The sequence below is a fragment of the Microbacterium sp. PAMC22086 genome, assembly GCF_019443525.1.
Classification (GTDB): Bacteria; Actinomycetota; Actinomycetes; order Actinomycetales; family Microbacteriaceae; genus Microbacterium; species Microbacterium maritypicum.
On record NZ_CP080380.1, the window covers coordinates 621,851 to 635,159 of the forward strand.

Annotated in this window: 10 protein-coding genes; 4 read left to right on the top strand and 6 right to left on the bottom strand. The window is 68.2% G+C overall.

Going from position 1 to position 13,309, the window contains the following annotated elements:
- The first annotated feature begins 35 nt into the window (after positions 1-35).
- The 3 genes from argG to KY497_RS03005 all read left to right on the top strand — a co-directional run bounded on the left by argG (position 36) and on the right by KY497_RS03005 (position 5,299).
- Positions 36-1,481: an argininosuccinate synthase gene (gene argG, locus KY497_RS02995; RefSeq protein ID WP_219869793.1), complete on the top strand. Its 1,446-nt coding sequence runs from the start codon at positions 36-38 to the stop codon at positions 1,479-1,481.
- A gap of 329 nt (positions 1,482-1,810) precedes the next feature.
- A complete protein-coding gene (locus KY497_RS03000) occupies positions 1,811-4,477 on the top strand; it encodes a penicillin acylase family protein (RefSeq protein ID WP_219869794.1) in 2,667 nt (888 codons plus the stop codon).
- A gap of 60 nt (positions 4,478-4,537) precedes the next feature.
- A complete protein-coding gene (locus tag KY497_RS03005) occupies positions 4,538-5,299 on the top strand; it encodes an alpha/beta fold hydrolase (RefSeq protein ID WP_258185835.1) in 762 nt (253 codons plus the stop codon).
- A 15-nt stretch (positions 5,300-5,314) separates the two neighbouring features.
- Here KY497_RS03005 and mnhG read toward each other — a convergent pair whose 3' ends face one another.
- Genes mnhG through KY497_RS03035 form a run of 6 tightly spaced genes read right to left on the bottom strand, consistent with a single transcriptional unit; the run spans position 5,315 to position 11,672 of the window.
- Entirely contained in the window at positions 5,315-5,704 is a 390-nt protein-coding gene (mnhG, locus tag KY497_RS03010) for a monovalent cation/H(+) antiporter subunit G (RefSeq protein WP_046748040.1), read from the bottom strand.
- A complete protein-coding gene (locus tag KY497_RS03015; RefSeq protein ID WP_017829980.1) occupies positions 5,701-5,970 on the bottom strand; it encodes a monovalent cation/H+ antiporter complex subunit F in 270 nt (89 codons plus the stop codon). Before KY497_RS03015 ends, mnhG begins: the two co-directional genes overlap by 4 nt.
- Positions 5,967-6,557 (bottom strand): Na+/H+ antiporter subunit E, encoded by a 591-nt coding sequence (locus tag KY497_RS03020; protein ID WP_017829979.1) that lies wholly within the window; start codon positions 6,555-6,557, stop codon positions 5,967-5,969. The genes KY497_RS03015 and KY497_RS03020 overlap by 4 nt, the downstream gene beginning before the upstream one ends.
- Positions 6,557-8,107: a Na+/H+ antiporter subunit D gene (locus KY497_RS03025; RefSeq protein WP_219869796.1), complete on the bottom strand. Its 1,551-nt coding sequence runs from the start codon at positions 8,105-8,107 to the stop codon at positions 6,557-6,559. The genes KY497_RS03020 and KY497_RS03025 overlap by 1 nt, the downstream gene beginning before the upstream one ends.
- Positions 8,104-8,703 (bottom strand): Na(+)/H(+) antiporter subunit C, encoded by a 600-nt coding sequence (locus KY497_RS03030; RefSeq protein WP_219869797.1) that lies wholly within the window; start codon positions 8,701-8,703, stop codon positions 8,104-8,106. Before KY497_RS03030 ends, KY497_RS03025 begins: the two co-directional genes overlap by 4 nt.
- On the bottom strand, positions 8,703-11,672 hold the full coding sequence (locus KY497_RS03035) for a Na+/H+ antiporter subunit A (RefSeq protein WP_219869798.1): 2,970 nt from the start codon (positions 11,670-11,672) through the stop codon (positions 8,703-8,705). The genes KY497_RS03030 and KY497_RS03035 overlap by 1 nt, the downstream gene beginning before the upstream one ends.
- Before the next feature lie 119 nt (positions 11,673-11,791).
- Between KY497_RS03035 and KY497_RS03040 the strand changes: the two genes are divergently transcribed.
- On the top strand, positions 11,792-13,291 hold the full coding sequence (locus KY497_RS03040) for a hypothetical protein (protein ID WP_219869799.1): 1,500 nt from the start codon (positions 11,792-11,794) through the stop codon (positions 13,289-13,291).
- Positions 13,292-13,309 lie beyond the last annotated feature (18 nt).

The window sequence follows — 13,309 nt, forward strand, 5'->3', positions numbered from 1 at the left end:
AGGGCGACACGCCGCCCGCGGATAGACTGGGAGCCATGTCCAAGGTCCTCCAGTCCCTGCCCGTCGGCGAGCGCGTCGGCATCGCCTTCTCCGGAGGACTCGACACCTCCGTCGCCGTCGCCTGGATGCGTGAGAAGGGCGCCGTGCCCTTCACCTACACCGGCGACCTCGGTCAGTACGACGAAGACGACATCGCATCGATCCCCGGTCGCGCGCTGGAGTACGGCGCCGAGGCCTCGCGGCTGATCGACTGCAAGACCGCCCTGGTCGAAGAGGGCTTCGTCGCCCTCTCCTGCGGCGCCTTCCACATCCGCTCCGGCGGCAAGACCTACTTCAACACGACGCCCCTCGGGCGCGCGGTCACCGGCACCATGCTGGTGCGCGCCATGAAGGAGGACGGCGTCGACATCTGGGGCGACGGCTCCACCTACAAGGGCAACGACATCGAGCGGTTCTACCGCTACGGCCTGCTCGCCAACCCGCGCCTGCGCATCTACAAGCCGTGGCTCGACGCCGACTTCGTCACCGAGCTCGGCGGCCGCAAGGAGATGAGCGACTGGCTCGTCGCCCGCGACTTCCCCTACCGTGACTCCGCCGAGAAGGCCTACTCGACCGACGCCAACATGTGGGGTGCGACGCACGAGGCGAAGACGCTCGAGCACCTGAACGTGTCGCTCGAGACCGTCGACCCCATCATGGGCGTCAAGTTCTGGGACCCGGCCGTCGCCATCGAGACCGAAGACGTCACTGTGACCTTCGAGGCCGGCCGCCCCGTCGCGATCAACGGCGTCGAGTACAGCGACCCGGTGGCCCTGGTCATGGAGGCCAACACGATCGGCGGACGCCACGGCCTCGGCATGAGCGACCAGATCGAGAACCGCATCATCGAGGCGAAGTCCCGCGGCATCTACGAGGCCCCGGCCATGTCGCTGCTGTTCATCGCCTACGAGCGCCTGGTCAACGGCATCCTGAACGAAGACACCCTCGCGACGTACCACGAGCAGGGTCGCCGCCTCGGTCGCCTCATGTACGAGGGGCGCTGGCTCGAGCCGCAGTCGCTCATGCTGCGCGAGTCGATCCAGCGCTGGGTCGGCCTCACGATCTCGGGCACCGTCACGATCCGTCTGCGCCGCGGCGACGACTGGACCATCCTCGACACCGTCTCGCCGAACCTCTCGTACGGCCCCGAGAAGCTGTCGATGGAGCGCGTCGGCGACGCGGCCTTCGGACCGGTCGACCGCATCGGCCAGCTCACGATGCGCAACCTCGACATCGCCGACTCGCGCGCACGCCTCGAGCAGTACGCGGGCCTCGGTCTCGTCGGAGGTGCAACCGGTGAGCTCGTCGGCCGCGTGACGGCGGGCGAGTCGAGTGAGATCACCGACTCGGTCCCCGGTTCGATCTCCGAAGCCGACGAGACTCTGGCCGGCGCCGTCGACTCCGCATCCGAGGGCGCGGCCTTCGACTCCGGAACCGACTGACCCGACGAACGAACGACGGATGCGCCGACGCCCTGAGGGTGTCGGCGCATTCGTGCGTCAGGCCACTCTGCTCGCCTCGGCGATCCGCGTCGCAGAGCGATCGATGATCCCCGGGAGCACGTCGTCGAACAGGAACAGGAGCGCGGTACGCCCCCATCGCGCAACGCGTGACGCCACACGACGCGGACGGAGCCGGCGGGGCACCCGTCGCCGAACGCCTCGCGGCGAGCGCCGGTGCGGATATGATGCGAAGGCGCGACCCTGAAACGCGCACTGGGGCTCGGTGGGACTGAGTTCCACCTGTCTACCCGAAAGAGTTCTCGACGATGATGACCGATTCGCAGGAATCCGCCGTACCTTCTCGCCCCTCGCTGGGCGTTCGCATCGGACGCATCGCGTTCCTCGTGGTCGCCGGAATCATCGTGATCGCCGTGGCTGCGGCGTTCTTCGTCACGTGGACGATCCAGCGCTCGTTCCCGCAGATCGACGGATCCGTCGAGCTCGACGGACTCACGGCCGAGGTCACGGTGCAGCGCGACGACCGCGGCATCCCGACCATCACCGCCGACTCGACCGACGACCTGTTCTACGCTCAGGGGTTCGTGCACGCGCAGGACCGCTTCTTCGAGATGGACTTCCGTCGCCATGTCACCGCCGGCCGCGTCGCCGAGATGTTCGGGGAGTCGCAGGCGGGGACCGATGCCTTTCTGCGCACGCTCGGCTGGCGCAAGGTCGCCGAGGCCGAGGTCGAGGCGATGGACGACACCACCCGCAGCTACTACGCGGCGTACGCGGATGGCGTGAACGCCTATCTGGCCTCGCGGTCGGGCGCCGAACTGTCGCTCGAGTACGCCGTGATCGGCCTGCAGAATCCCGACTACGCGCCCGAGCCCTGGGAGCCCGCGGATTCCGTGGCCTGGCTCAAGGCCATGGCCTGGGACCTCCGCGGCAACATCGAGGACGAGACCGAACGATCGCTCCTGGCAGCCGAGCTGAGCGGCGACACGGAAGGCGAGGGCACGGATCCCACGGCGACCGAAGACACTCTCGCCAAGCTCTACCCCGACTACCCGTTCGACGAGAACCCCGTGATCGTCCCGAAGATCTCGACCGTTCCGACGCTCGGCACCGACGCGGAGCCTGCGGCGTTCACCCCCACCGAGACCGAGGGAGAAGTCCAGCAGGCCTCCACGACCATCGAATGGGAGGAGACGTCGAGCGTCATCGAGGCAGCGAGCGTTCTGGTGGGCGACGTCGGCGAGGGCATCGGCTCGAACTCCTGGGTCGTCTCCGGCGCCCTCACCGAGACCGGGATGCCCCTGCTCGCGAACGACCCGCACCTCGGAGCATCCCTCCCCTCGGTCTGGTACCAGGTGCAGTTGAAGTGCTCGACGGTGGACGAGGCGTGCCCGTTCGATGTCGGAGGCTTCTCGTTCTCAGGGCTCCCCGGCATCGTGATCGGCCACAACCAGAAGGTCGCCTGGGGGTTCACGAACCTCACCACCGACGTCACCGACCTCTACATCGAGCGCGTCGAAGGCGACCAGTACTGGCGCGACGGGGCACTGGTACCCCTCGAAGAGAGCACCGAGACGATCAAGGTCGCGGGCGGTGACGACATCGAGCTCACCATCCGCTCGACCGTGCACGGGCCCCTCATCTCGGGCCTCACCGACGACTTCACCGCGATCGCCGGCGACCCCGAACCCGCGCTCGAGGCTGAGGCCGCCGCCCCGACCGCCCCGGTCCCCGGTTCCGAGGACGACGCCGAGTACGCCGTGAGCCTCCGGTGGACGGCCCTGGACCCCGGCACCGCGGCGACCGCGATCTTCGCGCTCTCCACCGCGCAGGACTTCGAGGACTTCCGCTACGCCGCCTCGCTCTTCGACGTGCCGGCCCAGAACCTCATCTACGCCGACACCGAGGGCAACATCGGGTACCAGACGCCCGGTCGCCTCCCCATCCGCGGCGCCGGGGACGGATGGATGCCTCAGCCCGGATGGGACAGCAGCTACGACTGGACGGGCTTCATCCCGTTCGAGAAACTGCCGGTGTCGTACAACCCGAACTCCGGGTACATCGTGACCGCGAACAACGCGATCGTGACCGACGACTACGAGTACTTCCTCTCCCGGGACTGGGACTACGGCTACCGAGCGGCACGGATCGCCCTCCTCATCGAACGGCGGGCGGCCGTCGCGCCCCTGACCGCGGAAGACATGCGCGAGATCCAGATGGACAACGAGATGTGGATCGGCACGCAGCTGGCGAGCGTCATGGGCGACGTCGACGTATCCGGCGCCGGTCCGACCGAGGCCGTCGAACTGCTGCAGGGATGGGACGCCCAGAACACGGCATCGTCGCCTGCCGCGGCCTATGCGAACGTGCTGTGGTCGAACCTGGTGCAGAATATCTTCGCCGAGCGCGCCCAGCCCCTCCCCATCGACGGTCAGGCCCGCCTCTTCACGGTCGTCTCCGCGATGCTGGCCGATCCCTCCGACCCGCTCTGGGTCAACGAGCAGATCGACGTCGACGGGATGGAGCAGATGCTGGCGCTGTCGGCGCAAGAGGCCTACGACGAGCTCGCGGCACTGCAGGGAACTACCGTCTCACGCTGGAACTGGGGCGACCTGCACGCGATCACCCTCACCAGCGACACGCTCGGCTCGTCGGGCATCGCGCCGATCGAAGCGCTCTTCAACCGAGGGCCGTTCCCGGTGGGCGGAGGTGCGTCCGTGGTGAATGCGACCGGGTGGGAGCTCGGCGTCTCGTACGCGACCACCACCGTGCCGTCGATGCGCATGGTGATCGATCTGTCGGATCTCGACGCGTCGACGTGGAACCACCTCACCGGTGCCTCCGGCCATGCCTACAACGAGCACTACACGGATCAGACGGCGGACTGGGCAGCAGGCATCCAGAAGCCGTGGGCGTACTCGGCGAAGGCGGTGAAGGCGGCTGCCGTCGACACTCTGGTGCTGACTCCGGCCGGCTGAGCGAACGGCGCGCGACGGCGTCCCGAGCGGCGCCTCAGGATGCTCGGCTACCGTTGGTGGGTGCCATCCAGCTATCTCGCCCCCAAGGGCACCTCCGTCACGCTCCTGGAGTTCGAGCACGGAGGTGCGACGCTCATCGCCGAGACGTTCGGCGATGGACCGCACACGTACCTTCTCCTGCACGGCATCGGCATGGGTCGCAGCGTCTACCTCGACGTCGTGCAGCGCCTGGAGGGGCGGGTCATCGCGGTCGATCTGCCCGGCTTCGGCGAAGCGCCCGAGCCCACGCGGACCCTCACGATGGAACGGCACGCCGACCTCGTCGCCGCCTACCTCCGACACGTGGACTCAGGCCCCGTCGTGGTGATCGGTCACTCGATGGGCAGCCAGATCGCGGCCGAGCTCGCCGCGCGGCATCCGTCCCTCGTCGAGGCGGTGGTGCTCGCCGGCCCGACCGTCGACAAAGCGGCACGCAACATCGGCGCGCAGGCGCGGTATCTGCTGACCGACCTCGTCGGAGAACGACCGCTCGTCCTCTGGCGCGGAGCCAGGGAGTACCTCCGCGGCGGCCCCCACCTCTTCCGCAAGATGCGCGCCACCATCGTGCACGAGCCCGAAGACGCCTTCGTGCGCATCGAGTGCCCCGTGCTCCTGCTGCGGGGAGAGAGCGACCCGCTCGCCCCGATGAGCTGGTGCCGCGAGATCATCGACGCCATCCCGGACGCCGACCTCGAGGTCATCCCCGACCACGGTCACGGCACGCTCATCAGCGACTCCGAGCCGGCGGCGCGCCTGATCCACGAGTTCACCGCCCGCCTCTGAGACGGTGGCCGCGGGTCAGCCTGCGGCGGGCGGGGTCTGCTTCGACTCGGCGAGCTCGTCCACGACGAGGCCCCGCTGTTCGATGGTGCCGTTGCGGTAGGCCTGCCGCCCGACCATGTGCGCCGAGAGCGGAGCGGTCGCGAACTGCATGAGCACGACCGGGGCGACGAGCACGAAGCCGAGCAGGATGCCGCCGATCGAGCGCTGCGACAGCGCGATAGCGATGCAGATGAGCAGCAGTCCGAGCACCTGGGGCTTGGTCGCCGCGTGCAGACGGGACGGCACATCCCGGAAGTGCAGCAGCCCGACGGCCGCCGACAGGCACAGCACGGCGCCGAGCAGGATGAGCACCAGCACCGCCACGTCGATGACGGCATCGGGGATCATGAGACCGAACACGTTCATGGTGTCGTGTTGTCCCTTCTCGCGACGAACCGGGCGACGGCGATCGACCCGAACACTCCGACGGCCGCGATGATCAGGAGCACGGGGATGTTGCGGGTGTGGCCGTTGATGGCCATCTCGGCACCGATCACGCACATCACCTCGGTGAGGAGCACGTCGGAGGCGACGGCTCGGTCGAGGATCGACGGCCCGCGCACGATGCGGATCAGGGCGAGGACGGCGGCGAGGCCGAACACCACCATGATCAACAGCAGCAGGATGTTCATCGGGCACCGCCCTTCGTCGCTCCGACGCCCGCACGCTCGTCAGCCTTGAGGGCGCGGTACTGAGCAGGGTCGCCGAGGGCTCGCACGACGCGACGCTCCCAGCGGAGCACCCCGGCGCGCTGCTTCTCGACGTCGTCGAGGTCGCGCACGCCGATCACGTGCAGATAGAGGATCTGCCGATCGCGATCGGTGTCGACGACCAGGGATCCGGGGATCAGCGAAGACACGACAGCGACGTGCGTCATCACCAGGTCGTCGGCGTAGCGCAGCGGCACCGCGATGATGGCCGTGCCCGGCTGACGACGGAAGTCGAACACCTGCACCGTGACCGAGAGCGCGCCCCTCAGCACGGCGAACAGGAACTGCACCACGAACAGCGCGGCGTACCAGAGGTTGATCCGGCCCGAGAGCGCGACGGTCGGCAGGCGGAAGACGCGGGTGACGAAGATCGCGACGACGAGTCCGGTGAGGAACGACAGCACGGTGAACTGCGCCCACAGCAGCATCCAGAGCACGACCAGCCACGCGAGGAAGGGCAGCTGCACGCGGATGTCGCGCCAGAGGTGACGTCGGGTGTCACGCGCCATCAGCCCACCTCCTCTTCCAGCTGCACGAGACTCACGGGCTGCAGCAGCGCGGCGCCGATGCGGTCGCACAGTGCGTAGAGAGGGCCGGCGAAGATCGTCAGGGCCAGTGTGACCGCGACCATGCCGCCGGTCGCCAGGGTCATGATCTTCGGGATGCGGCGACGCTCCTGCTGCTCATCGGCGGCCGGTGCGTTGCCGAGGTACGAGATGCGCCCCTCGGTCTCGGTGGAGTCCTCCTCCTCGCGCCAGAAGGCGAGGTTCCAGGCGCGCATCAGGGCGTACAGGGTCAGCAACGACGTGACGATGCCGCCGAAGATCAGCACGATCATGATCGGAGTGCCGACCGACGCCGCCGCCTCGAACAGCGCGAACTTGCCGATGAACCCCGAGAAGGGCGGCAGGCCGCCGAGGTTGATCGCGGGCACGAAGTAGAGGATGGCGATCAGGGGCGCGACCTTCAGCAGTCCCTTGACGCGCAGGATCGACGTGCTTCCCGCTCGGCGTTCCACGAGCCCCACGGCGAGGAAAAGAGTCGTCTGCACCACGATGTGGTGAACGATGTAGTACACCGTGGCGCCGATCGCGGCGGGCGTCGCGATCGCGAGACCGAAGATCATGTAGCCGACGTGGCTCACCAGAGTGAACGACAGGATTCGTTTGAGCTCGGCCTGCGCCACGGCGCCGAGCACACCGACGATCATGGTCGCGAGGGCGATGATCAGCAGCACGGTGTCGATGCTGTTCGAGGCGAACAGCTGCGTCTCCGTGCGGATCAGCGCGTACACGCCGACCTTCGTCAGCAAGCCGGCGAACACCGCCGTGACCGGAGCCGGTGCGGTCGGGTACGAGTCCGGCAACCAGAACGACACCGGGAAGATGGCCGCCTTGATGCCGAACGCCACCACGAGCATGAGGTGCAGCACCAGCTGCGTCTCCTGCGGGAGTTCCGACATCCGCTCGGCGATCTGAGCCATGTTGACCGTGCCGAGAGCCCCGTAGATCATCGCGATCGAGGCGAGGAACAGGATCGACGAGACCAGCGAGACGACGATGTAGACGGCGCCGGTGCGGATGCGGGATTCGGTGCTGCCGAGCGTGATCAGCACATACGAGGCGACGAGCAGGATCTCGAAGCCGACGTAGAGGTTGAAGAGGTCGCCCGCGATGAAGGCGTTGAAGATGCCGGCCGCGAGGATCAGGTACGAGGGGTTGAAGATCGAGATCGGGGTCTCGTCGGTGCCGTCCGCGGCGCCCTGGCCGATGGAGAAGAGCAGCACCGCGAGAAGCACGATGCTGGAGATGAGCACCAGGAGCGCGGCGAGCCTGTCGACGTAGAGCACGATGCCGAAGGGCACGGGCCAGCCGCCGACCGACACCGCCAGCGGCGCACCGGAGTCGACCACGACCAGGAGCACGGCGGCGATCACCGAGACGGCAGCGAGGGTCGCGACCGTGACGACGACCTGCAGGCGCGGGTTCCGACCGAACACGAGCGTGACGGCGGCCCCGAGCAGAGGCAGTGCGACCAGGAGCGGGACGAGGGCGGTCATGGCTTGCCCTCCTCGTTCTCGTCGCGGTCATGGGGTTCGTCGGGGCTCGGTTCACGGCCCTCGTCTGAGGGCGCAGCGGGTTCGCTCCCCCATCCGGTCGGGGCGTCGAAGGGAGCGTCGTCGTGGATCGACGGGTGGTCGCGCATGTGCAGAACCGTGATCGGCGCGGTCTGCACGCCGACGAAGTCCGTCGTCGCCTCGTCGTCGTCGGTCTCGGACTCGTCGTCCATGAGGTCTTCTTCGGCGTCGGTGCGCCCGCGGAGCGCGATGTCGGCCTCGTCGTCCTCGACCGTGTCGGCCTGGCCCAGCTGCCAGGAGCGGTAGATCAGGGCGAGGAGGAATGCCGAGACCGCGAACGTGATCACGATGGCGGTGAGGGTGAGCGCCTGCGGGAGCGGATCGCTCATCTCGCCCTCCGTGCCGAAGAACGGGGCATTGCCGGGGACGCCCATCACGATCAGCAGCAGCAGGTTCGTGGCGTTGCCGAGCAGCAGGAAGCCGATCAGCACGCGGGTCAGGCTGCGCTCCAGCATCGCGTACACACCACACGCGAAGAGGATGGCCATGATGACGATGAGGGTGAGGGAGACGTCCATCAGCTGCTCCTCCCGCCCCGGGAGAGGAATCCTTCAGGACCCGGCGTGGTGCGAAGTGCCGCCTGACGGTCGACCTCGGCACCGAGGCTGCGCAGCACATCGAGCACGAGCCCGATCACGACGAGATACACGCCCGCGTCGAAGATGGTCGAGGTGACGAACTCCATGTGCCCGATGCCGGGGATCTCCCACTCCCAGAAGGTGCTGGTCAGGGGCGCCAGGCCGAAGAACAGCGGGACGACGGCGGTGCCGACGGCCAGGATGAGGCCGGTGCCGAGCAGCCGACCCGCATCGGTGGGAGCCGCGGCGCCCAGCTCCCAGCGACCGCCGGCGATGTAGCGCATCACCAGGGCCATGCCGGCGACGAGACCGCCGGCGAAGCCGCCGCCGGGCAGGTTGTGACCGGCGAACAGCAGGAAGATCGACACCACGATGATGGTGTGGAACAGGATGCGGACGATCACCTCGAGCAGGATCGATCTGTTCTCGGGCTTCATCTTCTGCCCGCCGACGAGCCAGGCCCGGGGACTGCTCTCGTTCTCGGAGGTCTGGAAGCGGATGCCCTCGGTGGTCTCGACGAGCGGACGGCTGCGCGCAGCCTTGCGCGTGGCGCGCGGGAGGTTCTTGGTGGCGGCGAGCAGGTCGGCGCGGTGCGTGACGAACACGAGGGAGGCCACACCGGTCGCGGCGAGCACCAGCACCGAGAGCTCGCCCATGGTGTCCCAGCCACGCAGGTCGACCAGCGCCACGTTGACGACGTTCTTGCCGTGGCCGATCTCGTACGCGAGCCTCGGGAAGGCCTCCGAGATCGGGGTGGCCACACGGGACTGGGTGGCGACGACCGCGACGAAGGCCATCGTGACGCCCACCCCGATGGCCAGCAGCGCCCGGGGGATGCGTCCGACCGAGGCGTTGTGCTCACCCATGCGTGCGGGGAGGCGACGGAGCACGAGCGCGAAGGTGACCATCGTCACCGTCTCGACGAGGATCTGCGTGAGCGCGAGGTCAGGGGCGCCGCTCGTCGCGAACAGCACCACCATGCCGAGGCCGGTGACCGAGACCAGCACCACCCCGGTGTACCGCTTCTGCGCGCGGACGGCGAAGACGCCGGCGATCGCCATGATCGGCGCGACCACGATCTGCGCCGGGGTGTGCCAGGCCGACAAGTGGTACCGATCGATGTCGCTCGCGATCAGCGCCGTGACCTCGGCGGCGACGAACACGACGAAGATCGTGCCGACGTAGACCGGCAGCGAACCGCGCTGCGTGAGCGTGGTGCTGAGCACCGAGAGCCGGTCGACCCCGCGCATGACGAGGTAGTACACGTCGGCCGCGGTGAAGCGCAGGAACCGCGCCTTGCGGTCCCAACCGGTCTTCCGAGTGAGCAGGAAGAGCCCGATGCCGAGGACGATCGACAGGATCGAGATGCCCAGCGCGGGTTCGAATCCGTGCCAGAGCGCGAGGTGGCCGGGGCCCTCGACGGCCTCACCGGCGTGGTCGAGCCCGGGTGTCGCGGTGAGGGCGTAGCCCTGCAGAGCCGTGTCGAGTGCGGGGGCGCCGATACCCGCGGCGAGTGTGACGCCGGCGAGGATGATCGGTGCGGACAGGAAGCCGACCGGCGGGTCAGGCCACGCCGTGTCCGGCAGTTGCCCACCCTGTTCGTCGCGCTTCTTCCAGAACGCCCCCCAGAGGAAGCGCACGCCATATGCCGCAGTGAGCATGGATCCGAGGACGATCCCGATCAGGGCGACGAGTCCCCAGGGAGAACCGCCCTGCGCGTCGTCGAGGAGGGCCGTGAGAGTCGACTCCTTGGCCACGAAGCCGATGGTGGGGGCGATGCCGGCCATCGAGGCGACCGAGATGAATGCCGCTGTCGCCATGACCGGCGCCTGCCGCCCGACACCGGAGAGCTCGTTGATGTCACGCGTCGACAGCTGACGGTCGATGACGCCGACGATGAGGAACAACGCCGACTTGAACAGCGCGTGCCCGATGACCAGGGCGAGTCCCGCGAGCGCGGTCGCCTGCGTGCCGTAGCCGACCACGATGGCGAAGAAGCCGAGCTGGCTGACCGTGCCGAACGCGAGGATGCGCTTGAGGTCGGTCTCGCGCAGCGCCTGGATGCCGCCGAGCAGCATCGTCACGATGCCGAGGGTGATGACGATCGGGCGCCACGTCGTGCTGAAAGCGAAGATCGGTGCGAAGCGGGCGATGAGGTAGATGCCGGCCTTGACCATCGCGGCCGCGTGCAGATAGGCGCTCACCGGCGTGGGAGCGGCCATGGCGCCGGGAAGCCAGAAGTGGAAGGGGAACAGCGCCGACTTGCTGATCGCTCCGATCAGGAGCATCACGATCGCGGCATCCACGAGGGGCCCGCTGGGCGCGATCGCGAGGATCTCGCGGATGCTCGAGGTTCCGGTGTCGACCACGAGCAGCACGACGCCCACGAACATCACGAGGCCGCCGAGCGTGGTCACGAGCAGGGCCTGCAGCGCCGCACGACGGCTGGCCGCGCGACGGCGGTAGTGACCGATGAGGAGATAGGAGAGGATGCTCGTGACTTCCCAGAACATCACGAGGATCACCAGGTCGTCGGTCAGGACGAGTCCGTACATGGCGCCCGCGAAGCCCAGCAGCACCCCGGCGAACTGCCCGACGCCCGCCGAGTCCTCGTAGAAGTACCAGCGGCAGTAGAGGAGAACCAGTGCGCCGACGCCCGTGACGATCAGGGTGAGCACCCACCCGAGCACGTCCATGTTCATGGAGAGGTTCAGACCCAGTTGGGGGATCCACTCGACCGATTCGAACGGTACCGGCCCGTCGAGCACCTGCGGCGTCATGACCAGCGCGTGCACGAAGGCGGCGGTCGGAACGAGGGCGGCGATCGCGAAGGCCTGAGCTCCGAGCCAGCGCACCAGAACGGGCATCAACAGCGACCCGAGGAGGAACACAGCGAGGAGCATCAGCATATACGCGGCTCCCTCAGGGCTCGTCGGCCGTTTGGCTCAGGCGGGCGGGTGTACATGCAGTCTACCGGCACGAGAGGTTCCTGAGGTCCACCGTTGCACGATCGTGCGAGAGTAGGCCCATGCGGCGGGTCTGGGTTCGAGAGCTCGCGGGCTGGTCGGGGGCGCTGGCCGTCGCGCTGATCACGGCGGCACAGGTCGCTTCGTCCGCTCGCTCTGAGCTGCTGTTCCGTGACGGGGATTCCCTGATCGTGGCTCTTTTCGCGAGATCCGTCCTCTCAGGTGTACCGCTCGACTGGGCGATGTCGAGCGTGCTGTTCCTGCCCGAGTCCGCGGTGTTCGCCGGCCTCGACACGCTGCTTCCGCTCGACGTGAACGGATTGCTCGCCGTCAATGCCGTCATCAACATACTCGCGCTCTACGGTGCCCTCCGGCTGGCCGCGGGCCGGCGGCGGAAAGGCACGGCTCCGGTCGCGTGGGCTCTCGTGGGACTGGTGACCTTCGGCGTCCTGGCCATGACCGACGTGTCGGGATCGAGGGACGCTCTGGACCTCGCATCCCTCGTGTTGACGACGACCTACTACTCGCCGACCGTCGTCGCCGTCGTGCTGTCGGTCGGCCTGGTGCGGCGGCTCGTCGACCGGGATCGATTCGGTGGAGCGCTCCTGGTCGTCCTCGGTGCCACGGCCGCGATCGCCACGCTCTCGAACCCGCTCTACGCCGTCTGGGCGACGGTTCCGATCACCCTGGTCCTCGCCCTGATGCTCCCTCGCGCGCCCCACCGCATCCGCCCGACGATGATCCTCGTCGCTCTCATCACCGGCACCGCCCTCGGCTTCCTGGGTCGCATTCCGCTTCGGGCATGGATCAGCAACACCGGAGCCGACTACATCCAGCCCGAGCAGTGGACGGAGTCGGTGGGGTATTACGGAGCCCTCCTCACCACGCGCGCGGGGACGCCGGCCGGGGTGATCGGCATTCTGATCGTGATCGCGCTCATCGTGCTCGCGGTCGTGGGCACGGCACGGGCGGAAGACTTCGGGTCGCGGTTCGTCTCCACCGTCGCGTGGACCATGCCCGTCCTCGTGATCATCGGCGCGATCGTCCTGGGCACGCACGCCGCCCGCTACCTGCAGCCCCTCGCGTTCGCCCCGGTGCTCGCCCTGGTGGCGGCGACGCGTTCCTGGCGAGCGCCGTTCCGGGTGCAGTCCGTCGTCGCGGCCACCGTGTCCGCGCTTCTCTTGATCGGCGGCGCGCTCAGCGTTCCCCGGCTGGTCGGCGCGAGCGCGAGCCCCGATCCCGATCTGACGTGCGTGACCGATTGGGTGAACGCCTCGGGTCGCACCGGTGCCGGCCAGTTCTGGACGGTGCGCCTGCCCAAGCTGCATGTGGAGGATCCCGCCCGTCTCGTGCAGGTCGATCATGAGCTCAACGGCTATGCATGGCTCGTGAACCGAGAGGACTTCGAGGCCCGCGAGGTGTCGTTCCTCGTGGAGGATGCGCAGACCGTCGAGTGGCGTCTTCCCACATCGGAGATCCCCGACGAGGTGATCGGCTGCGGTCGATATCGCATCATCGACTTCGGCGACGCCACTGTGCCGCTCGGCCCGCAGCACAGCTGAGGCGACGGTCGTCCCAGC